This window comes from Binatus sp. (SeqCode), assembly GCF_050013435.1.
Lineage (GTDB): Bacteria > Desulfobacterota > Binatia > Binatales > Binataceae > Binatus.
On record NZ_JBEKFG010000065.1, the window covers coordinates 1 to 21650 of the forward strand.

The 21650-nt window shown below is 60.6% G+C and carries 18 protein-coding genes; 8 read left to right on the forward strand and 10 right to left on the reverse strand.

Translation table 11 applies throughout. The annotated features are described in order from the left end of the window. Positions 1-128: 128 nt before the first annotated feature. The 4 genes from ABSB13_RS12840 to ftsY form a co-directional block, all read right to left on the reverse strand. Positions 129-845, reverse strand: a complete 717-nt coding sequence (locus ABSB13_RS12840) for a 5-formyltetrahydrofolate cyclo-ligase (protein ID WP_428109087.1) — start codon at positions 843-845, stop codon at positions 129-131. 267 nt (positions 846-1112) lie between these two features. Further along, positions 1113-1385, reverse strand: a complete 273-nt coding sequence (locus tag ABSB13_RS12845) for a cell division protein ZapA (protein ID WP_424673131.1) — start codon at positions 1383-1385, stop codon at positions 1113-1115. Positions 1386-1387: 2 nt separating this feature from the next. Continuing rightward, positions 1388-1636 carry a cell division protein ZapB gene (locus ABSB13_RS12850; RefSeq protein ID WP_331961640.1) on the reverse strand — a complete coding sequence of 83 codons (249 nt, stop codon included), beginning with the start codon at positions 1634-1636 and terminating at the stop codon, positions 1388-1390. A 47-nt stretch (positions 1637-1683) separates the two neighbouring features. Continuing rightward, a complete protein-coding gene (ftsY, locus tag ABSB13_RS12855; protein WP_428109091.1) occupies positions 1684-2865 on the reverse strand; it encodes a signal recognition particle-docking protein FtsY in 1182 nt (393 codons plus the stop codon). A gap of 318 nt (positions 2866-3183) precedes the next feature. On the opposite strand from ftsY, the gene ABSB13_RS12860 reads away from it, so the two are divergent. After that, entirely contained in the window at positions 3184-4032 is an 849-nt protein-coding gene (locus ABSB13_RS12860; RefSeq protein ID WP_428109093.1) for an SDR family NAD(P)-dependent oxidoreductase, read from the forward strand. A gap of 74 nt (positions 4033-4106) precedes the next feature. On the opposite strand, the gene smc is transcribed toward ABSB13_RS12860, so the two are convergent. Then, a complete protein-coding gene (gene smc, locus ABSB13_RS12865; protein WP_428109095.1) occupies positions 4107-7634 on the reverse strand; it encodes a chromosome segregation protein SMC in 3528 nt (1175 codons plus the stop codon). 226 nt (positions 7635-7860) lie between these two features. Beyond that, positions 7861-8460, reverse strand: a complete 600-nt coding sequence (locus tag ABSB13_RS12870) for an HNH endonuclease (RefSeq protein ID WP_424673145.1) — start codon at positions 8458-8460, stop codon at positions 7861-7863. Positions 8461-8770: 310 nt separating this feature from the next. Here ABSB13_RS12870 and ABSB13_RS12875 point away from each other — a divergent pair, with 310 nt between their 5' ends. After that, positions 8771-10423 (forward strand): Rne/Rng family ribonuclease, encoded by a 1653-nt coding sequence (locus ABSB13_RS12875; protein ID WP_428109098.1) that lies wholly within the window; start codon positions 8771-8773, stop codon positions 10421-10423. A gap of 60 nt (positions 10424-10483) precedes the next feature. Here the strand turns inward: ABSB13_RS12875 and ABSB13_RS12880 are convergent, their stop codons facing one another. Both ABSB13_RS12880 and ABSB13_RS12885 read right to left on the reverse strand, forming a co-directional pair. Further along, positions 10484-11134 (reverse strand): TetR/AcrR family transcriptional regulator, encoded by a 651-nt coding sequence (locus ABSB13_RS12880; protein ID WP_428109100.1) that lies wholly within the window; start codon positions 11132-11134, stop codon positions 10484-10486. A 41-nt stretch (positions 11135-11175) separates the two neighbouring features. Then, entirely contained in the window at positions 11176-12336 is a 1161-nt protein-coding gene (locus ABSB13_RS12885; protein ID WP_428109103.1) for an acyl-CoA dehydrogenase family protein, read from the reverse strand. Positions 12337-12767: 431 nt separating this feature from the next. Here ABSB13_RS12885 and ABSB13_RS12890 point away from each other — a divergent pair, with 431 nt between their 5' ends. The 3 genes from ABSB13_RS12890 to ABSB13_RS12900 all read left to right on the forward strand — a co-directional run bounded on the left by ABSB13_RS12890 (position 12768) and on the right by ABSB13_RS12900 (position 19148). After that, on the forward strand, positions 12768-14366 hold the full coding sequence (locus tag ABSB13_RS12890; RefSeq protein WP_428109106.1) for a carbohydrate porin: 1599 nt from the start codon (positions 12768-12770) through the stop codon (positions 14364-14366). A gap of 117 nt (positions 14367-14483) precedes the next feature. Next, on the forward strand, positions 14484-17129 hold the full coding sequence (gene mgtA / locus ABSB13_RS12895; protein ID WP_428109108.1) for a magnesium-translocating P-type ATPase: 2646 nt from the start codon (positions 14484-14486) through the stop codon (positions 17127-17129). Positions 17130-17435: 306 nt separating this feature from the next. Then, positions 17436-19148, forward strand: coding sequence for an ABC transporter ATP-binding protein/permease (locus tag ABSB13_RS12900; protein ID WP_428109110.1), 1713 nt, complete (start codon positions 17436-17438; stop codon positions 19146-19148). Between the two features lie 155 nt (positions 19149-19303). On the opposite strand, the gene ABSB13_RS12905 is transcribed toward ABSB13_RS12900, so the two are convergent. Both ABSB13_RS12905 and ABSB13_RS12910 read right to left on the reverse strand, forming a co-directional pair. Next, positions 19304-19603, reverse strand: coding sequence for a hypothetical protein (locus tag ABSB13_RS12905; RefSeq protein WP_428109112.1), 300 nt, complete (start codon positions 19601-19603; stop codon positions 19304-19306). Positions 19604-19665: 62 nt separating this feature from the next. Beyond that, positions 19666-20178, reverse strand: coding sequence for a Spy/CpxP family protein refolding chaperone (locus ABSB13_RS12910; RefSeq protein ID WP_428109115.1), 513 nt, complete (start codon positions 20176-20178; stop codon positions 19666-19668). Between the two features lie 566 nt (positions 20179-20744). Between ABSB13_RS12910 and ABSB13_RS12915 the strand changes: the two genes are divergently transcribed. The 3 genes from ABSB13_RS12915 to ABSB13_RS12925 all read left to right on the forward strand — a co-directional run bounded on the left by ABSB13_RS12915 (position 20745) and on the right by ABSB13_RS12925 (position 21466). Next, a complete protein-coding gene (locus ABSB13_RS12915) occupies positions 20745-20894 on the forward strand; it encodes a DUF3309 family protein (RefSeq protein ID WP_428109117.1) in 150 nt (49 codons plus the stop codon). Positions 20895-21062: 168 nt separating this feature from the next. Continuing rightward, positions 21063-21260 carry a Thivi_2564 family membrane protein gene (locus ABSB13_RS12920; protein ID WP_428109119.1) on the forward strand — a complete coding sequence of 66 codons (198 nt, stop codon included), beginning with the start codon at positions 21063-21065 and terminating at the stop codon, positions 21258-21260. Continuing rightward, positions 21257-21466 carry a hypothetical protein gene (locus ABSB13_RS12925; protein WP_428109122.1) on the forward strand — a complete coding sequence of 70 codons (210 nt, stop codon included), beginning with the start codon at positions 21257-21259 and terminating at the stop codon, positions 21464-21466. The genes ABSB13_RS12920 and ABSB13_RS12925 overlap by 4 nt, the downstream gene beginning before the upstream one ends. The last annotated feature ends 184 nt before the right edge of the window (positions 21467-21650 follow it).

Below are 21650 nucleotides of genomic sequence, written 5' to 3' on the forward strand. Positions count from 1 at the left end.
CTTTCGCGCCGACCACGATGTCCTTTGCCTTGAGTTCGGCCTCCTTGACTACTAGCTGGCTCCTGGTTTGAGCCTCCTTGGTTATTTCTTCGGCCTGAGCGCGCGCGGCCTGCAGGTTAACGGCGTCCTTACGCTGTTTCGTTATTCCCCAAATGAAAAAGACCGCGCCACCAACTATGAATCCCAGGATTGCGGTGATTAGAGCCACCCGGGTTTACCTCCTTGGTCCGCGTTCCGCGAGCTGGCAGTGGCGCTTCGCAGGCTCGATGAACGGCGGACTCGGTCACAATGATGTTTAACCGCCGGTCGAGCCCCGTTTCGGGAATTCGATCGAGCAGCTGGAATGAATAGGCGAGTCCCACGCTGATCGCTTCGCGGCGCATCTGGCCGATGAAACGATCATAATGACCCCCGCCACGGCCCAGTCGGCTGCCTTCGAGTCCGAAGGCGACGCCGGGAACGCATACGAGAATTTTCGCGAACTTTTTGCTATCGAGAGGCTCGGCCGCCTCGGACGGCTCGAGGATTCCATACGCACCGCGGGCGAGTTCGGATCGATCGCGAATCCTGCGCGCGACGATCGTGCCCGCTGCCGCGTCAACCCGCGGATAGAAGACGGCGCGGCCGGCAGCCAGCGCGTCGGACAGGATGCGGCCGGTCGAGACTTCGTTGCGGTGAGCCTGGTAGAGGACGATCGCGGACGCGGCGCGGTAGAACTCGCTCGCGATCAGTTGCCGCTCGATGATTTCCGACCATGCAGCGGCGCGCTCGCCGGCGAGCGCATCGCGGCACGCGATCATGATCGCGCGTAGATTTTTCTTTTCGTCCGCCACAGTCGTTGCCATGGCGGGAGCGGGCTCAACTACTCGATTGCGCCGCGCCGCCGTCGGGGCGCGCGCCTGTCGTTGTCGTTGTCGTTCTCGATCCGGCTGACAGCCGGCCTGTATCCGCGATACGTTCCATCGCGAAAGCCTTCGTTGCGGTTGAAAAATATTGCACGGGCCTCATGCTGGTAAGCACCGCGATTAGGCCATTTTCGAGATCCACAATTCCCGCCCCCGTCCGAAACCGCTCACCTCTGGGATGCCACGCGCCGTCACGACGATTCATGCTCATTCGCCGTCGATGGCCGCGGACAGCCGTTTATTCATCGCCGCGATTCGATTCACCAGCTCCTGATACTCCCGACGCAGGTGTTCGAGTTCATCGGCGAAATTTAACGCAGCCAGAATTGCCAGGTTCACCGAATTGATCGTCTGGCTCCCGGCGCGGATATCCTTGATCTTTTCGTCCACCGTCTCGGCCACGGACTTGACCCACTCATCGCCGGCATCGCTGGCGACCGTCAGGCTTTGTCCCATGATCTGGACGTTGACGCCCTTCATCTTCAGCCGAGATCGATCCCGTCGAAGCGGGTGAGGATTTTTTCGATCCTGCTTCGCACGTCGTTGCGCTCGTTTTCATGCTGCTGACGCTCGGCGTTCAACTGCTTCACCTGGCCGGCGGCGTCGGCATAGCGTTTTTCGGTTTCCGCGAGTTTCTGAGCAAGTTGCTCATTTTCCTTGCGCAGTTGCTGAATACGCGCCACGGAAGCCTGAATTCGCTCGTCTAATTGCTTTAATACATCTGTCGCCATGGGAAAGAATCTTCTACCTTTAGTTTAATTTTCGATTAACTGACCTGTCAAGCTGCATAAGAGCCGCTGGCACTCTGCTCTCCTGCGCCGTCACTTGCAAACAGCGCGTCAACAAACTCGCGCGCGTCGAACTCGCGCAAATCCTCGATCGCCTCGCCCAGTCCCACGAATCGCACTGGAATTTTGAGCCGATCCGCGACCGCGACCACCACCCCGCCCTTCGCCGTGCTGTCGAGCTTGGCCAGCACCACTCCCGTCAGCGGCACTGCGTCGCCAAAAATCGCCGCCTGGCTGAGCGCATTCTGACCCGTGTTGGCATCGAGCACGAGCCACGTCTCATGCGGGGCGCCGGGCAACTCGCGCGCGATTACGCGGGCAATTTTCTTCAGCTCCTCCATCAGGTTGACCTTGGTTTGAAGGCGCCCGGCGGTGTCGATCAGGACCGTGCGCGCCTTGCGCGCGACCGCCGCTCTGACCGCATCGAAGGCAACCGCCGCGGGATCCGAGCCTTGCGATTGTTTGATGATGTCGGCGCCGGCGCGATCGCACCATACCTCGAGCTGCTCGATTGCGGCCGCGCGAAACGTATCTGCCGCGGCAACGATCACGCTGCCGCGCTCGGCCTTGAACCGGGCCGCAAGTTTCGCGACCGTCGTGGTTTTGCCCACACCGTTGACGCCGACCAGCATGATGACCAGCGGCGCATCGCCCGAGTCGGCGGGCTGGCGATCCGCGGAAATCATAATCGCGGCAATCTCGGCTTTGAGCGCGTCGCGGATCGCGTCGGGGCGATTGTCATTGCCCAGCTTCGCGCGCACCGCGGAGGCAATCTTCATGCTCGCCTCGACGCCAACGTCGGCGGCGATCAGCGCTTCCTCGAGGCCTTCGTATATGTCGTCGATCTTCGCGCTTCCGGTCAGCGCGGCCCTGATGCGCGCCAGAAAGTTTTCGCGCGTTTTGCGCAGTCCCAACCCGATTCGGACCGGTTCACGAACCGCCGGAGGCGGCGCGACGTGTTGCGCCGGCAGAGCCTCCTCCGGCTCGACGATTTCGGGCGGCGCCGGTTCGGCGGCGCGCTCGGCGGGCGGCGGCAGCTCGGCTTCCAGACGGGACGGACGCGACGGGCGCGCTTTGCGGAGGCTCCACTGAATCAGGACTCCAATGAAAACCAGGCCCGAGCCGGCGCCGGCGGCGATAATCAGAATGAGTGCGATGTCGAGAGGAGTCACGATGCGTCGTCCGGAAAAATAATCCTGAGGAATTTTTTTCTGCGCCCAGAATAACAGTCGCGCTCCCGCTCCGAAACCGGCAGGGGTCACCCCTGGCAGGGGTGACCCCTGCACCCACCGTTAAGGCCGCGCTCCGTTGTCGCGCGCGGGCAGGGGTGACCCCTGCCGCCCACCGCGCAGGTGATTCTTCCTTCATGCCGTCCCCCCTGCCCTCTGCTGCTGGCCGAGCGCGCGTCGTTACGGCTATAAGAAATATCGGCCGCGACGATAATCGCAAAATCACGCGGACCCTCGATCACGAAGGGAGATCATCTGGAAATGGCCAAGCTCAAAGGCAAGGTGGCAATCGTAACCGGCGCGAGCCGTGGCATCGGCAAGGCGATCGCCGAACTGTTCGCCAAAGAGGGCGCCAAGGTCGTGTGCTCCGCGCGCACGCTCAAAGAGGGCGAGCATCCGCTGGAGGGCTCGCTCGAAACCACCGTCGCCGGCATCAGGAAGACGGGCGGCGAAGCATCCGCCGTCACCTGCGACGTCTCGTCGGAAGCCGACTGCGAGAAACTGGTCGCGGAAACGCACAAGCTCTATGGACCAGTTGACGTGCTGGTGAACAACGCGGCGTTGACCTACTTCATGCCGGTCAAGGATTTCCCGCCCAAGCGCTGGATGCGCTCGTTCGCGGTCAACCTTCACGGACCGTTCATGCTGAGCCAACTGGTGCTCAAGGACATGATCGCGCGCAAGTCCGGATCGATCGTCAACATTTCGTCAGGCGCGGCGATCGGACCCGGCCGCGGACCGTACAAGAACGCGACCGTGTTTCGCGGCGGGGTATGCTACGGCGCCGAAAAGGCCGCGCTCGAGCGCTTCACGCAAGGTCTCGCGGAAGAAGTTTACGACGATGGAATCTCGGTAACTTGCGTGTCGCCGTCGCAAGTCGTCGCGACTCCGGGCACGGTTCATCATCACCTGGTCACCGGACCCGAAGACCCCAGCGGCGAGCCGGTCGAATGGATGGCGCAGTCGGCGCTCATTCTCGCCACCGAACCGCTCGACAAGGTGACCGGGTTGGTGACGTATAGTCAGCCGCTGCTCAAGCAGTATGGGTTGATCGAAAAGGGGGTCGGAATCGGATTCGGCCGCACCGGCAGCGGCTACAGTTTGATCTAGCCGCGGCAAGATTTTGACCGCAAAAAAGCGGCGCGGCGATCGTATGATCGCAGCGCCGCTTCATTTCTGTTTGCTTACGCTGCTTGCGGGATTCGCAGCGAGATAATTCGCGACACGCCCGGACGATCCATGGTCACGCCGTGAATCTGATCGGCGCGCTGCATGGTGCGCTGGTTGTGCGTGATCACGATAAACTGCGAGCGATTCTTCAGCTCAGCCATCAGCGTCGTGAAGGCCGCAAGGCTGAACTCGTCCAGCGGAGCGTCGACTTCGTCCATCACGCAGAACGGGCTGGGATTGAGCAGGAACAGCGAGAAAATCAGCGCCATCGCGGACAGCGCCTTCTCTCCGCCTGAGAGCAGCCCGATCTCCTTGACCTTCTTGCCCGGCGGCTGCACCAGCACGTTGACTCCCGCCTCGAGCACGTCGCCGTCGTCGGTCAACTCGAGCCGGCCCTTGCCGCCGCGCAGCAGTTTGGGGAACAGCTCGGCAAAGTTTTTCGCCGCGCCCTCGAAGGTCTCGGCGAAACGTTTTCGCGCCTCGCGATTCAGATGCGTGATGGTTTTGGTCAGATCGTCGAGCGCACTGCGCAGATCGGCGCGCTCCGTGCCGAGCACGCCGGCGCGCTCCTCGAGTTCCTTGACTTCGCTGTCGGCGGCGAGATTCACCTCGCCGATTCGTTCCATCTTCGCGCGCAACTCGACGATCCGCGCGTCGTCATGCGCCGCAACTCTGCCGTCCAGCGCGGGAACTATCTCGGCCGCCATCGCGTCGAACTCGGCGCCGAATTTCTCGACAAACGCGCGCGCCAACTCTTCGCTGAGCGCGCGGGCACGTTCGCGCTTGAGGCCGCATTCTGTCGCCTCGGCTTCCAGAGCCGTCAGTGCCTCTTGTGCATTCTTGTAGTAAGCGCGGCGTCCCTCCAGCGCACGCTCGGATGCGTCGCAATCGGCGCGCAGCCGCGAGAGTTCCGCTTCGAGTTCGCCTTCGCGGGAGCGCGCCGCGGTATCCTGCGCCGACAGCGTCTCGAGTTCGCGCTCGAACTCGGCGCGTTCGACGTGCGAGCGTTCCAGGGTTGCGCGATGCTCGTCGAATTGCGCTTCCAGATCGTCCGTCTCGCGCCGCGCATGCGCCAGCTCGCTTTCGAGCGCGCCGAGCCGCGACTTGCGCGCCTCCACCTTGGAGGCCGCTTCGAGCATCACGGCGCCAATCTCTTCCGCCGCCGCGCGCCGCGTCGCGATCTCGCCAGCTATCGCGCCGAGGTGCGCACGCGCCTCCTGCTCGGCCATCGCCAGTTCTTCCAGGCGCGCGTTCGACGTGATCACGAGTTCGGCGAGTTCGCTCAGCCGGCGACGTGAATTGCCGCCGTGAGCTTCCGCGAGCGCGACCGATTGTTCGGCGCGGGCCAGTGCGCCGCGGCGTTCGATGGCAACTCGTTCTGCTTCGCGCGCAAGCTTTCGTCCCTGCTCGAGCTCGGCGTCCGCGCGCTCGCGCTCGGCGCGAACCGCGGCGAATTGGCCGACGCGCGTGCGATGTTCTTCTTCGGCGCGCGCCAGTTCGCGCGTTTCCGCTTCAATCGCGGCGAGGTCCACCGCCGCGTGATTGTCATCGGCGCTGCCGCCGCTGATCATTCGGCCGGGCCACACGAGGTCGCCGTCGCGCGTTACAAAAACGGTTCCGTGACCGTTGAGGTTTGATGCGGCCAGCGCGGAACGCAGATCGTCGGCCAGCATCACATGACCCAGCATCGCTTCGGCAACCGGCCGGACGCGCGGCTCGAACTCGAGCATCTCGACCAGCCGTCCCGCGATACCGGGCGCCTCGATCGCCGGATGCGCCGCGACGGCGGCGCCGGGCTCCTGCACGAAGTCCATCCGGCCCGCGCGATTCTCTTTGAGGATCTCGATTGCGCGGAGCGCGAAATCGGGCGATTCGACTATCACCGCGTCCATCTGATCGCCAAGCACGGCTTTGAGAGCGGGCTCCAGCCCCAGCGGCGCGCGCATCACCTGTTTGAGGATCGAAGGATCGACGGCGGGACGATCGCCGTTGAGCGATTCAAGGATCGTGCGGAGTCTCAAATCGACGCCGTTGGGAGAATGATTGGATTGAAGCTCGCCGCGCGCGCCCAGCACGCCACGCAGCGAATTGACGCGCGCGGTCAGATGATCGAGCGCCGTGCGCGCCTCGATCTCGCGCTCCGCGGCCCCGCGCCGCGCCCCTTCGAACTCGGCCGCCGCCGCGCGCGACGCTTCCAGGTCCGCTTCCGCCGCGCGTATCAATTCGCGCGCGGCCTCGAGCGCGGCTGCCAACGCCGGTGTCTCGACCGTGGTCGCGGCGAGACGCTTTTCGAGTTCCGCGCGCTCGCCGGCAAGATCGCCCAGCCGGCCCCGAATAACCGCCGCCTCGCGAACGACGTCGGACAAGTCGTCCTTGCATTCCTCGCCGCGGCGCTCGGCCTGCTTGAGTTCGCGATTGGCAGCTTCGTGCTTGAGGGAGATTTCCTTGAGCGCAGCGTCGGCGTCGCCGCCGCCCGCTGCAAGTTCGCGCGCGAGCATCGCGCCCGCCGCGGCGCGGTTCGCGCGCGCCTGCGTGGCCTTCGATTCCAGTTCGATAAGACGCGCACGCAGATCGATTTCGAGTTGCGAAGTCGCGTCGAGACGCCGCTGCAGAAATCCGCGCGTGCGAGCGCGCTCCTGGGCGCCGGAATGAAGATTCTCGAGTTCGCGCTGAGCGCCGCCCAGCTCGGAGCGGGCCGACTGCGCGGCCGACGCGGCCGCGTCGACCTGCTCGCGGATCGCAATCGTCCCGGCGCGGGCGCTGTCGAGCCGGCTCTTCAACTCCGCGTCGCGGCCGGTCTGTATCGCCAGCTCTTCGCGCTGATCGATCAGCCGGCGTGCCGCGGCGTAACGTTCCAGTTCGCCGAGTTCGGCCTTGACGACCTTGTAGGTTTCGGCCTTCCTGGCTTGCCGGCGTGCGAAGCTGAGTTGACGCTCGATTTCGCTCAGTACGTCGTCCACGCGCGCGAGATTTTCCTTCACGCGCTCGAGCTTGCGCTCGCTCATCTCGCGCCGGCCCTTGAACAACGACAAGCCGGCAGCTTCCTCGACCAGAGTGCGCAGCTCGTGCGGCTTGGCCTGGATAATTTCCTCGATTCGACCCTGCTCGACCAGCGAATAGCCGCGGCTGTGAATCTGCGCCGCCATGAAGAACTCGGTGATGTCCTTCAGCCGGCACGGAATTTTGTTGAGCAGATATTCCGACTCGCCGGAGCGATACGCGCGCCGCGTCACCGCAACTTCGCTCAGCGCCGCATACGGCTCGGGCAGCTGGCTGCCTTCTTCAGCCTCCAGCACGAGAGAAACCTCGGCCATTCCGGCCGCAGGATTCGACTCGTTGCCGGCGTAAATGAGGTCCTCGACGCTCTTGCCGCGAAGCCGGGTGGGCGCCTGCTCGCCGAGCACCCATCGGATCGCATCGACGACGTTCGATTTGCCGCATCCGTTGGGACCGACCACCGCCGTCACCCCCGGCGCGAAGCCGATCGTCGTCGAATCGAGAAAAGATTTGAAGCCTAATAATTCAAGGCTCTTAAGACGCATGCTCCCTCCGCCTCCACCGCACCACCACCTTCCCAAAGTTTATCCCAAAGTACGCCGGGAGGGTCAAGAGCACCCCCAACATATCGTGTGTCGCAGGACAGGTACCCCCAGCAAATTGTGGATTTCGGCAGGGGTGACCCCTGCACTCAGTGTTAAGGCCGCCCGCCGTTGGCGAGCGCGGCCCCTGGCCGTTGGCTCGGCTGGCCAGCATTAAAAAAGCTGAAAGCTAATCCTGGATGAGCTCGGTATTCCAGTAAGCGCTATCGACCTGCGACAGGTACGGCATCCATTCCCGGTACCGCCGCAGGCTGAACATCTCGGACGAAAACGGAGTCCATTCGGGGCGTCGCGGCCTGCGGAACAGATGCATCCCGGCTTCGTCGGGCGTGCGGCCACCCTTGCGGCGATTGCAGTGATGGCACGAGCATACGATGTTCTCCCACGTGGACATCCCGCCACGCGAGCGCGGAATGATGTGGTCCAGGTTGAGCTCGGTGCGCGGCAATTTCTTGTGGCAATACTGGCAGGTGTTGCCGTCGCGGGCGAAAATGTTGAAACGCGAGAATCGCACGTGGCGCTTGGGCACGCGCTCGTACGCCGTCAGCAAAAGGACCCGCGGCACCCGGATGAAGCCGTTTACGATACCCAGCCGCTCATGTTGAACTTCTATTGACAAGTCACGCCAACTGTCGAAGTCAAAGGTGTGGTACTGCTCGTCGACAGCCTTCGCAACACCCTGATAAAGCAGGGCAAACGCGCGTTTTACCGACGTAACGTGAACCGGGAGGTACGAACGATTGAGAATGAGGACCTTGCTGTTGAGCAGGCCCGTTCCCGGGAAGGTGGGCGCAACCATGTCGGCCGCAGCAGACATCACAAGACGAGTATCGGCCCCCCGATACCATGTCAAGATACCTGTGGATTAAAAGCGCGTTATTCATGGTTTAATCAAGCTTGCTTGCGGTGGTCGGGCGTGCCTCGTATGATCGTGACCAAGTTGTCGACGCAAAGGGTAAAACGATGTCCCACTGGACGCGGGCGCTTTCTTCATCGCGCGCGACGCCGGCGCGACAGCTCCCGGCGATCGCTCTTCCACACCCAATCACACCGTATTTGCCGTAATAGAGAGTCCATCTGTGAAACGAGAAATCGCAATTAACGCGTCCGCACTGGAGGTGCGGGTGGCGCTGCTCGAGGATAACGAACTCGCCGAATTCTACCTCGAGCGCAATCGCCAGGTTGGGCTGGCGGGCAACATCTATAAGGGCAAGGTCACCCGCGTGCTGCCCGGGATGCAAGCTGCGTTCGTCGATATCGGCCTGGAGAAGGCGGGCTTCCTGCACGTCTCGGATTTTTACGACGGAGTCTCCGCGCTCAACACCGTGGCGGAAGTGATCGGCGAAGAAGACGTCGAGACCGAGCCGTTTGGTGACAACGAGTTTGCCGATGCGGAGATGAACCCGGCTGACGAAGCCGCCACCAGCGGCAACGGCGATGAAAGCGCGGCCGCGCGGCCATCGCGCGGACGGCGGCGCGGCCGAGGCCGCCGCAGCCAGGCGCCGCAGCGCTCGCGGCTTCCTATCGAACAGCAGTTGCGTCGCGGCCAGGACATAATGGTTCAGATCGCCAAGGAACCGATGGGCACCAAGGGCGCGCGGCTGACGTCGTCGATTTCGCTGCCCGGTCGCCATCTCGTTTACACGCCGGCCAGCAATCACATCGGAGTGTCACGGCGAATCGCGAGCGCCGAGGAGCGCGCGCGACTGCGCGCTGACGTGGGAGAACTCAGGCCGCCGCAGGGCGGTTTCATCGTGCGGACCGCGTGCGAGGGCGTCAGCCGGCGCGAAATCCAGCGCGACGTCGGCTTTCTGACCAAGCTGTGGAGCTCGATTCTGCGCAAGAACGAGAGCATGCCGCCCGCGTCGATACTTTACAGCGATCTCGACGTGGCGCTGAGAATCGTGCGCGACCTCTTTTCCAGCGAGGTGGACCGGCTATGGTGCGACGATCCGACTACCTACAGCCGGATCGTGCAATTCGTGCAGAACTATATGCCGCGGCTGCGGGCGCGCGTGACGCTGCATGACGGGGCCACGCCGCTGTTCGATCGGTTTAACATAGAACCGCAGATCGAGCGCGCGCTGGACCGCAAGGTCTGGCTGAAGTCGGGTGGCTACCTGGTTTTCGATCAAGCTGAAGCGCTGACCGCAATCGATGTGAATACCGGCCGCTTCGTCGGCAAGCGCAGCCAGGACGACACCATCTTCAAGACCAACCTCGAAGCAGTAGAGGAAGTAGTAAACCAACTGAGGCTGCGCAACATCGGCGGAATCATCATCGTCGATTTCATCGACATGGATCGCGAGGCCGATCGCAAGAAGGTCAGCGACGCGCTGGCGCTTGCGCTCAAGCGCGACAAGGCGCGGACCTCGGCGCTCAAGATTTCCGAACTGGGGCTCGTGCAGATGACGCGCAAACGCACGCGCGAGAGCCTCGAAAAATTGCTGACCGACACGTGCCCGCGATGCGACGGGCGGCGCGTCGTCAAATCGGTGCCGACTCTCGCCGCCGAAGTGCTGCGCGGGATTCAGCGCGAGGCCGTATCCAAGTCCGCGGGCGATATGCTGATCGTCAAGCTCAATCCCGAAGTCGCGCGCTACCTCTACGATCATGGGGCGAAGGATCTCGAGACGCTGGAGCAGCGGCTCTCGACCAAAATAGTGCTGCGCTCGAACGACGGCCTCGAACTCGGCGCGTTCGAGCTCGCCCGCGCGCCGGCCGCCGCCTAGCCGCGGACTATCGCACAGCGACCCGGCAACTGCGGGTAGCCTTAATACTGGGTGCAGGGCTCAGCCGTGCTCACCCCTGCCGACGACGGCTAGCCAATCCAGATAGGCATCGATCATCTGCCTTACTTGCCGCTTGCCTATCCGTTGATCGAAACCCAACAGTTGGACGAGTGTGAGAGTGAAGCCGAAGCCGTTGAGAAACCATCCCGATGAGTATGGGTTCACATCGGCCCGCACCACACCCTGCAACTGCCCGCGATGGATCAGCGCCGCAAAGAAGCGGACGTAGGCCTTGTGATTCTCCCGCAATTGGCGCGTGATGTCCGGATCGTCGGACTCGGCCAGTGCCTGGAATTGGATCTTGAGCTCATCAGAATGGGTTCCCAGGTTTTCCAGGTACACACGACCCATCCGTCTCAACGCCGACAGGCTGTTCCCGCTATCGACCGCAGCCGCATCCTGCCAGACCTCGAGGATTCGTTCTCCTATCCGCTTGAGGATCCTGACGAAGAGCGCTTTCTTGCTGGGGAAGTACTTGTAGATGGTGGGCTCGGCGATTCCTGCCTCGAGAGCGATATCCGCGGTGCCCGCCACGCGATAGTTGGAGCGCGCGAAGACCTTGGTCGCGGCGCGGAGGATCTGAAGCTCACGCTCCCCGGCCGGGAGGCGAGTCCGTACGGCGCGGGTCGCGCGTGACCGACCGTCAGCCATCGAGCCTCACTGGCTGACTATGTCCCTGGCAGGCCAATCGGTTAGCCTTTGGGAAGCCCGAGCACGCGTTCGCCAATGATGTTGCGCTGAATTTCACTGGTGCCGCCGGCAATCGTGAGTGCGCGCGACGCCAGCATCCTATATGACCACCGTCCCCGGTCGATCGAGTGGGGTGCGTCGGATTCGAGCGGTCCGTAGGCTCCCAGGAGTTCCATCGCGAAACTATTCATCCGCAGGTTGAGTTCGCTGTTCGCGAGTTTGATGACTGAACCCTCAGGTCCCGGCGGTAATCCCTTGAGCCTGCGGGTCAGCTGGCGCAGGCCAGTGTATAACAGTGCGGTACCCTCGCAGGCAAATTGCGCGATTCTCTCGCGCACGCCGGAGTCTTCCCATGCGCACTTGCCGTGGCGCTGGACCATCTTGGCCAGCTTCACCAGGTCTCTGACCGTATCAAGTCTCTCGCCCCCATTGAAAAGACCTGAACGCTCGAACATCAGAGTGGTGACCGCGACCTGCCATCCATGGTTCTTCTCGCCCACGAGGTTCTGCCTGGGCACCTTGACGTCCTCGAAGAACACTTCATTGAAGTTCGCGTCGCCGGTTATCTGCACCAGCGGCCGGGTGGTCACTCCCGGGCTGTGCATGTCGACCAGGATATAACTGATGCCCTTGTGCTTGGGGGCCTCGGGGTCGGTTCGCGCAAGCAGGATGCACCAGTCGGCGCGATGCACGTCGATGGTCCAGACCTTCTGGCCGTTGATGATGAAGTAATCGCCCTCCTCGACGGCACGGGTCTGCAGCGCGGCGACATCGGAGCCTGCGTTGGGCTCGGAGTAGCCCTGGCACCAGATTTCGTCGGCCGAAAGGATCTTCGCCACGTACCGCTTCTTCTGTTCCTCGGTGCCCCAGTGCATCAGCGTTGGACCGACCAGGGTGATGCCGAGGCCGTTGACCAGCAGCGGCGAATTGAGTTTGGCGAGTTCCTCGTTGTAGATAAGCTGCTGAGTGAACGTGGCAGCCCGGCCGCCGTACTCCCTGGGCCATCCGATTCCGACCCATCGGGCGGCGTGCATCTTACGATGCCATGCCAGGCGCTGTTGCCACTGGTCCCCGCCCTCCTGTTCCTTGGGCGCATTTGCCTGGAGCCAGTTGCGGAACTCGAGTCGAAACGCTTCGTCCTCGGGGCTATAGTTGAAATCCATCGACGTCCTCCCGGCGGGCCTCAGGTTCGCCCGCACTTGGTTAGTGAGTACTCACTTTATCTCCGGGGGGAGCTCTTGGTCAAGCGCGTTGCGCCACCGGCTCGGGCCTGGCTCCGACCTGCCTGGAGATGCCGTCTACTTCTGCGGATGAATGATTCACGCGTATCCATTGAAAGTTTCGATGGCCCGGAGATAGCCCGCCGTCATGGTGACGCGATCGCCGACAATGAGATTGATTCTCGCTCTAGCTATCGATTTGCTCCCAGCCGCGGCGTCGGGGATAAGACGTTGCCGTCGATAGCTCGACATATTTTTTTCTTGACAGGGGGCAACCACACAGATAGGTTTTTTCTGCTTTATGTATTTTTAGAAATTTCAGCCTGACCGAGTTATCGTTGTAGCGACGACACCCCGGCCACAGGGGCCGGAAGATGTCGAAGCTAGCCGCAGCTATCCGTAACCATCCCGTCGCAGTCCCGTACCTCGAAGGGGAGGCTTCTTCCTATAGCAGCCCAAGGAAAATTCCCGCTCTAACTATCGATTTGCTTCTCGGTGCAACGCCGGCGATAAGCGTTGCCATCATCGTGGTCACAGTCTTCTTTGCCTGCGGCCGTGCGGCTCTCGCTGCCGGCCCCGATCCGACCACCAACGCATCTTCGACCGCGGCGCCGGGTGCGGCGGCAATTCCGGCGACGCAACCGACATCAAGCGCCACTGAGAAGGGGGCAAATGGGCCAGACCAGATTTGGAACTGGCACGTTCAGAACACCGACATTGTGCAGAGCGACCCGGGTTTTTCAGCCAAGTACTCCGGTCCACAAAGCCTGAATAACAAGCACCAGGTTCAGGAAACAGGTACGCTGGACTTGTTTGCCGGCGTGCGGTTATGGCGCGGCGCCGAGTTCCACGTGGACGGACTGGTGTGGCAGGGCTTCGGCCTGAGCAAAACGTTCGGCATCGAGGATTTTCCCAACGCTGACGCCTACAAAGTCGGCACCGAGCTTCCCTACTTAATGTTTGCGCGGGCGTTTATTCGTCAAACCATCGGCTTGGGTGGCGAACAGGAGGAGGTGCCTGACGGCCAACTCACGCTTGCGGGCAAAGAGGACATTTCGCGGCTGACCTTCACCATCGGCCGGCTCAGCCCGCTGGACATTTTCGATCACAACACCTACGCGCAAGACCCGCACACCCAGTTTATGAATTGGGCGATGGTGGGCAACCTCGCATGGGATTACCCGGCGGATAGCGTCGGATACACCACCGGAATGGCGGTGGAATTAAATCAGCCGAAATGGACTTTGCGTTACGGATTTTACCAGATGCCGGACGTCGCGAATAGTTTGACAGGCGACGACCGGTTTCTCCTGTGGCGTCCCAACGGAGGCATTGTCCCACCTGCCGCCTATGGCCCGTTTTTGCACGATTGGGGAATGATGGTGGAATTTGAGCGCCGTTACACCGTCAACGCTCATTCCGGGGCGATTCGGCTTATGCCCTGGCTCAATGAAGCTCGTATGGCCAGTAACCATGCGGCGACTGCCATTCTGCTGGCCAATGGTCCGGGAGCGGACATCTCAGCGGCGCAAGGCTATCGCTACAAGTACGGTGTTGGGTTGAACTGGGAGCAGGAAGTTACCGAGAACGTCGGCCTGTTTTCGCGCCTGGGCTGGAATGACGGCCACGAACAGGCGTGGACGTACGCCGATGATAACTGGACGGCATCACTGGGGGTCAGCGTCAAAGGCAAACAGTGGCAGCGGCCGGGAGACACCTTTGGTCTTGCCGGCATCGTGAGCGGCGCTTCGCGCTCGAACCAACAATTCCTGAACGCAGGTGGCTTGGGCATACTTGCCGGCGACGGCGCGCTGACTTACGGCAGCGAGAAAGTTGTGGAAACCTATTATGATTTTCCAATCTGGAAGACTGTCCATGGGGCCGTGGATTACCAGTTCATCAGCAACCCGGCATTCAATCGCGATCGCGGACCGGTGTCCGTCTTCGGCGGAAGACTCCACTGGGAATTGTAATGAGTGAATTTGACTTAGCGTAACACTCGAACGGCTTTCCCGGAGATAGCCATGACCACTTTTCCGAGCTCGGTTCTGCCGAAAGACATCACCCCAGCCGCCAAGCGCGACAAGGGTTTGGCCGAGTTTTCGCCCAGGCTGTCCACAATGGCCTCGCTCCCGGCGGATCAGGCGCTTGCCGAACTTCAGAGCGGCCCGGACGGGCTGTCCGAAGAGGAGGCTACCCACCGGATCGAAGTGTTCGGCCCGAACGTTGTAGCTCGTGAGCGCAGGTTCACACGGCTAACACTGCTGTTAAGAGCTTGTCTGAATCCCCTGGTGATCCTGCTGGTAGTTCTTGCAGTGATCTCTTTCGCAACAGCCGAGAGCGCATCCGACCTGGTCGGCGGCGGCTTGATGGTTGTTATGGTGGTGCTGGGAGTTTCTCTGCGGTTCATCCAGGAAGCGCGCGCGGACACTGCCGCCGCGAAGCTCAAGGCGATGATCCGGGTCACCGCAACCGTGGTGCGGGCGGGTAGCGCGCGCGAGATTCCGCTCGCGGAACTGGTTCCCGGCGATGTCATAAGGCTTTCCGCGGGCGACATGATTCCGGCTGACATCCGCGTCCTGTCGTGCAAGGACCTCTTCCTCATTCAAGCCAGCTTGACCGGCGAATCGTTTCCGGTTGAGAAGTTCGATCTTCCCGAGCCGTCCGATAAGAAGTCGCCACTGGAACTCAAGAACGTGTGTTTCCTGGGCACCAGCGTCGAGAGCGGTACGGCTACCGCCGTAGTCATAGAGACCGGCCTGAAGACCTACCTCGGCACCATGTCCAGCGCGATCACGCAGGCGCCACCGCCGACCAGCTTCGATAGGGGCATTTCAGGATTCACCTGGCTGATGATCCGCTTCATGGCGGTGATGGTGCCGCTGGTCTTCCTGATCAATGGCTTCAGCAAGCATCGATGGGGCGAAGCTTTTCTGTTCGCACTTGCCGTCGCGGTCGGCCTCACCCCCGAAATGCTCCCAATGATCGTCAGCGTGTGTCTGTCCAAAGGCGCGATGCTGATGTCGCGCAAGAAGGTGATCGTCAAGCGGCTCAACTCGATCCAGAACCTGGGCGCGATGGATGTGCTGTGCACCGACAAGACCGGCACGCTCACAATGGACCACGTCATACTCGAGCAACATTGCGACGTTGTCCGGCAGGAAGACGAAGGCGTGTTGGAACTGGCGTTCCTGAACAGCCATTTCCAGACCGGCCTGAAGAACGTCCTCGACCGCGCCGTCCTCCAGCACGGCGGGCATCATGAGGATCTGAAGATTGCGGAGTATTCCAAAGTTGATGAGCTCCCTTTCGACTTCAGCCGTAAGATGATGTCCGTGGTGGTGGCCAATCCCGCAGGAGCTCATCGTTTGATCTGCAAAGGAGCGCCGGAGTCGGTCTTCAGCCGCTGCACGCAGTTCGAGCTCGAGGGTGAGACCTATCCAATGGATCCAGTCATCCTGGAAGATCTCAAGGAGGAATACGACAAGTTATCGGCTGACGGCTTCCGCGTACTGGCTATCGCCTATCGCGATTGTGAGCCCAAGCCCATCTATACCAAAGAGGACGAGGAGAAGATGATCCTGAAAGGGTACATCGCATTCCTCGATCCACCCAAAGATACCGCGGCCCCGGCGATCGCGGCCCTGAAGAAGCACGGCGTCACGATCAAAGTCCTAACCGGTGACAATGAACTGGTATCACGGAAGATATGCGGTGAAGTCGGGCTCCATATTGACCACGTGCTGACGGGCGCAGCGATCGAGAACATGAACGATGCTGAGTTGGCGTCCGCGGCGGAAAGCACCATCTTGTTTGTTCGCCTCTCGCCGTTCGATAAGCGGCGAATCATAAAGGCGCTGCAGAGCGCAGGACGGGTGGTCGGGTTTGTGGGCGATGGCATCAACGATGCGCCGGCGCTGCGTGTCGCTGACGTGGGCATTTCGGTGGATACGGCGGTGGACATCGCCAAGGAGGCCGCGGATGCAATTTTGCTGGAAAAGAGCCTGCTGGTGCTCGAAGAAGGAGTAATCGAGGGGCGCAAGGTCTTCGCCAACATTCTCAAATATATCCGGATGGGCGCCAGCTCGAACTTTGGAAACATGTTCAGCGTGCTCGGCGCGAGCCTCTGGTTGCCGTATTTGCCAATGTCGCCGATCAAGATTCTGACCAACAACCTGCTCTACGATTTCTCACAAGTGCCGATCCCGACGGATGAGGTCGATCCCGAGCAAGTCGAGAAGCCCCGTCCTTGGTCGATGGGCGAGATCGCCAGATTCATTCTCTTCATAGGGCCGTGCAGTTCGGTTTTCGACTATACGACCTATCTGATGATGTGGTTCATTTTTAAGTGCAACAATCTGGGGCTCCTGCCACCACCGGAGTTGGCCGCCCGTTTCGCCCACGCGAGCCTTGCCAATCCGGACTCAACTTATGCGGCGGCTTTGTTTCAGACAGGATGGTTCGTTGAGTCACTGCTAACTCAGACCCTGATTATCCACGTCATCCGAACGAATAAGGTGCCGTTCATCCAGAGCCGCGCCAGTTGGCAGCTGATCATGACTTCCGCAGCAATAATGTTAGTCGGGGTATGGCTACCGTCTTCGCCGATAGGGCCGTGGCTCGGCCTGGTGCCTCTTCCATTCCACTACTGGCCGCTGTTGCTGCTGACGCTGTTGTTGTATGTCGTGCTGACTCAGCTGGTTAAGGTATGGCTGGTTCGCAAGCAGTGGATTTGAACCAGCGGGTAGAAACCAGGCTGGCCGCTACCTAAGCAAACCGAGCGGGTTACTAAATGGATATGCGCTTTGCTCCACCAGTCAGCAGCAGGAGAAGCGCCTCACCGATTTGATCGCCATGATTGATAATCGAGAGTCCTGTGCCGACAGCGACCTAGCCCGAATCAGCGGCAGCGGAGGCAAGTGAGCGCAACCAGCAGGAACGGCTTCACTCGGAGCTTTTCGGCCGATCAAAAGTAGCGCAGTCCCGGGCGAAGTGCCGCGCAGCGGCGTGGGCAGGTATATGCAGCTCCCAGAGGGAGAACGATGAACAGATTCGACCGGTTGTTTTGGAGCAGGCTATGGCGGCTGGCGAAGCCCTACTGGGTATCCGACCAAAAATTTGTCGCGTACGGATTGTTAGCCCTCACCATTCTTTTGAGCGGTTCCATCAAGGCCGGCAACGTCGTGTTCAGCTACGTAAACCGCGACCTGATGACGGCGCTGGCGGAGAGAAACGCGCCAGTTTTTTCTCATAAGATACTGCTCGTAATCATCTACAACGTGGTGGCGGCGCCGATCGTCGCCCTCGACGCATACGTGGCCGCAAGATTGATGATCAACTGGCGGCAGTGGCTGACCGAGGAGTTCCTGGGGAAGAGCTTCCACGATCGCGCCTTTTACCGAATCAGCTCCGACCCGAGCATCGACAATCCCGACCAGAGAGTGAGTGAGGATCTCCTAACCTTCGCCAACTTCACGGTGGGGTTTGTGATGCAGGTTTTGCAGGGACTGGTTACCGCCGCGTCATTTCTGGTCGTGCTATGGCTGATCTCCCCGATGCTGGTCGGTGTGCTTGCAGTTTGCATAGGCGGGGGCTCGCTCCTGACCATCGTTATCGGCCGGCCGCTAATCGGAATTAATTTCGCACAGCGGCGGCGCGAGGCGGATTTTCGTTACGCCCTGGTGGGCTTGAGGGATAACGCGGAAGCGATCGCGCTTTACGGCGGCGAACGGCGCGAACAAGGCGAGTTGCTGGAGCGTCTGCACGCAGCGATAAAAAACTTCAATCTGCTTATCTCGTGGCAAAGGAACCTGGCGTTCTTCACTTATGCATACGATTTCCTGCTGCCGCTGCTGCCCTATTTCATTCTCGCGCCAGCTTTTTTCGCCGGCAAAATCGAGTTCGGAAAGATCACCCAGGCCAGCGGCGCATTCATCACGCTGCGCACCTCGTTGTCGATAATTATCGATCAATTCAATTCGTTGAGTAATTTTGCAGCGGTGGTCAGGCGGCTCGGCGGATACCTCGAGGTGGCTGAAAAAGGGCAGCTTGCGCAAGCGACGGCGGAGGTCGTTTCTGCCAAGGCGATACATCCGGATATCGAGACGCAAATCGAAACCGTCGAGGCACCGCGCTTGGCAGTCGAGCAGCTTACGCTCAAAACTCCGGACAACCGCAAGACCCTGGCGCGCGCGATGTCATTCGAAGTCGCCGCCGGTGAGGGTCTGTTGATTGTCGGCGAAAGCGGGGTTGGCAAGACCTCGATGCTGCGGGCGGTGGCCGGACTGTGGCGCTCGGGTAGCGGGCGCATCATTCGGCCTGCGCTCTCCGCTATGATATTTCTGCCGCAGCGGCCTTACATGATTCTCGGCTCACTGCGCGACCAGCTCTGCTATCCGCACGCGGGCCAAGTGACCGACGATGAACTGCTGGCAATTCTCAAGCTGGTCAACCTCAAAGATTTGCCCGAGCGGCTTGGCGGCTTCGACGCGGAGGTCAAGTGGGACGACCTTCTCTCGCTCGGCGAACAACAGCAAATCGCCTTTGCGCGGCTGCTATTCAATCACCCCGAGTACGCATTTCTGGATGAAGCTACCAGCGCCCTGGACGCGGGCAACGAAGAGTTCCTCTACGACTGTCTCGCATCGGCCAAGATAAACGTGGTGAGCGTGGGCGACCGCCAGAGGTTGTCCCGATACCATCACAAGATGCTCGAACTGCTGGGCGACGGCGACTGGCGGATCAGTTCGCGATGACGGTCACCAGTTGCCACAATGCCGATCCCTGGCTTCTCGCCGAGGCTGCGCGGCGCAGTTCAACGCATCTGATCGATAGCACTTCTCGCTCTTCGCTGTGGAAAGGTAGTGTCCTAATTTCACATTAGGACACTACCGATGAAAGGGTCCTGCTATCAAAGTCCGAAAAAGAGGGAGATGCCCTGGGGCGGCGGCGCGACGTATTCCGGCCCGTCCCCATAGTAATACGGCTCTGGCGCCACGTAGTAATCCGGCGCAGGCGCGTAATAGTTATCCACCACCGTTGGCGCATAGCCGCCTCCGCGGTAGCCGCCGCGATCACCGCCATGGCCGGCGGCGCGATTGCCACCGCCTCCGCGGTGAGCGTCGGCGGCGCGAGCCGGCCCGACCCCGAAGCTGCAGATCACGAGCGCAAACGCGACCGCCGTCGCGACCCTGCCTATCCTGGAGCGCAATTGAATTTTTGGCTTGGACGATACTTGCATAGTAACACTACCTCGCGGAATCGGTTTCCGCTTCATTTGTTCGCTGCGGTCTGTTTAGCGGCTGCGGCCCGTTCACGGTTGCGGAACAGCGAGTCGGCGGTCTTCTTCTGAGTGTCCGACATCGTGTTGTAGAGAGCCTCGAACGGCGGGATGAATTTCTTCATTCCATCCTCGTGCGCTTGAACAACCGACGCATAGGATTTGACCACATCGACGGCGCTCATCGACTGCGCGTCTGCGGCCCGCTCTTTCTGCAGGTCGGTCATCGCCTTCGCGTTATCGCGCATCACCTGAGCCAGGCTGTCCCATTGTGGTTTCTGAGCAGCGGTGATGTGAAGTTTTTTGTGCAGCTCCCGAATACGCGTCTCGACGGTTGACGCGCTCGCCGCGGATTCGGACGCTGGCGACGCCATCGCCTGCTGTGAAGAAGCCTGCGCCAGTGCTTCGCCTGAGGCCGCAAACACAGGGCTGGCGAGAACGATGGCGCCCAGTAGCGTTGCCGCCGCGCTAGCTGCGCGTACGGCCGGATGCGTGAATAAGACCATGATGCATACTCCTTGTCGGTTGCGATTGACTAATCGTTGGTACTTCCGCTTAACACTTCGTCGCCACTTTACTTTCATCATTCCCGCATCGGATGCGTTTGCGGCGACGTTCACTTTTAGGGACTAGTGTCAGTCTCCACCAACACCTACGACAATTCCATCTGCATTCGCCGAAGGAAGTACCCCACAGCACATCTATGTCTCTAATCCGACTTGGTATTCACCGGTTGGCTCCCGCCGCCTGCATAATGTTGAACGAAGCGAATCAAATGCATTACGGGCGAGCGAAGAAACACCCGTGCCAAGCATCGCGAAGCGATCTTTGGTTCTTCATATAACGCAATTCAACTCGGTCGTGGCACATACTGATGTAAGTCAACCGGCAAGAGAGTAGTGATCACACAGGCATCTGAATAATGCATTACACAACTACTTCCAGAGTGGCTATTTGTATTGGTATTGCAAGGGTGTGGCTGGTCGGCTGCGCGCCTACTACTCATGTCACCGATACCACGATGTATCCGACGCCGTAAGCACTCGTTGAATAGGAGACGAAGGAGAATGCCATGTTGCTATTAATCATAGTTTTGCTTTTGTTGTTCGGCGGGGGTGGTGGTTACTATGGCTATAGTAACTACGGTCCCACCGGAGGTCTTGTACCGATCATTCTCGTCGTGCTGGTGATCTGGCTGCTGGTCGGCCGCGGCGGTCTCTGACGGTTTGGTTGAAGAGGAGCAGGTAGCAAATGGATTCGCCGGGTTCTGTTACCCGTGTAACCAAGCGGTACGGCGGTTTGATGGACGTATTGGCGTGGCGGAGATAGCCTAAACATCAGCAGAGATTAGGTTCGTGATAGTCGCGAAAGCGGCCAAGGAGCATCGCGCGTGACGCTAGTCCAAATTGTAGTGATCCTGGTCGTGGTTGGGTTGGTGATGTGGCTGATCAATACCTACATCCCGATGGCTGCGTCTATTAAGAGTTTACTTAACATCATCGTGTTCGTGGTTTTATTGATTTGGGTTTTGCAAACGTTCGGGTTGATTGGACCTATTCCCGGACTCAAAATGCCGGCGCTGAAGTGATCGGCGATCGCCTGCAGATGAAATTGAATGTAATTCGACAAGTAACCAATCAGCCGCTTCATACGCGGCCGTTCTTCCAGCAGCCGAGCGGCATTCGTCGCGAGGCGATGGGCGAAACGGCGGGCATCCGGGAAACTCCCCCCTTCCGCGGTGCCCGCCAAATTTTTTCGCGCTTGGAGTCGATCGAAACCAACAACGATGCATAGCAAGCCGGGAGCTCAGGAGTAAGCAGAATGACCATGGAAGAAACCGCAAATTCTACCGTTCGAAGCGCAATGGATCAGGGCCGGCAAGCGGCGGACAAAGCCGCGCAGGCGGTCAAGGACGGCTACGAGGCGGCGCAGCAATTCGTCAAGGACCAGGGAGCTGACTTTGACCTGCGCGAGTTCG

Excerpts from the sequence above, each read along its gene's own strand:
- ABSB13_RS12840 (WP_428109087.1), bottom strand. The coding sequence starts at position 845 with ATGGCAACGACTGTGGCGGACGAAAAGAAAAATCTACGCGCGATCATG.
- ABSB13_RS12845 (WP_424673131.1), bottom strand. The coding sequence starts at position 1,385 with ATGAAGGGCGTCAACGTCCAGATCATGGGACAAAGCCTGACGGTCGCC.
- ABSB13_RS12850 (WP_331961640.1), bottom strand. The coding sequence starts at position 1,636 with ATGGCGACAGATGTATTAAAGCAATTAGACGAGCGAATTCAGGCTTCC.
- ABSB13_RS12860 (WP_428109093.1), top strand. The coding sequence starts at position 3,184 with ATGGCCAAGCTCAAAGGCAAGGTGGCAATCGTAACCGGCGCGAGCCGT.
- smc (WP_428109095.1), bottom strand. The coding sequence starts at position 7,634 with ATGCGTCTTAAGAGCCTTGAATTATTAGGCTTCAAATCTTTTCTCGAT.
- ABSB13_RS12880 (WP_428109100.1), bottom strand. The coding sequence starts at position 11,134 with ATGGCTGACGGTCGGTCACGCGCGACCCGCGCCGTACGGACTCGCCTC.
- ABSB13_RS12885 (WP_428109103.1), bottom strand. The coding sequence starts at position 12,336 with ATGGATTTCAACTATAGCCCCGAGGACGAAGCGTTTCGACTCGAGTTC.
- ABSB13_RS12890 (WP_428109106.1), top strand. The coding sequence starts at position 12,768 with ATGTCGAAGCTAGCCGCAGCTATCCGTAACCATCCCGTCGCAGTCCCG.
- ABSB13_RS12900 (WP_428109110.1), top strand. The coding sequence starts at position 17,436 with ATGAACAGATTCGACCGGTTGTTTTGGAGCAGGCTATGGCGGCTGGCG.
- ABSB13_RS12910 (WP_428109115.1), bottom strand. The coding sequence starts at position 20,178 with ATGGTCTTATTCACGCATCCGGCCGTACGCGCAGCTAGCGCGGCGGCA.
- ABSB13_RS12915 (WP_428109117.1), top strand. The coding sequence starts at position 20,745 with ATGTTGCTATTAATCATAGTTTTGCTTTTGTTGTTCGGCGGGGGTGGT.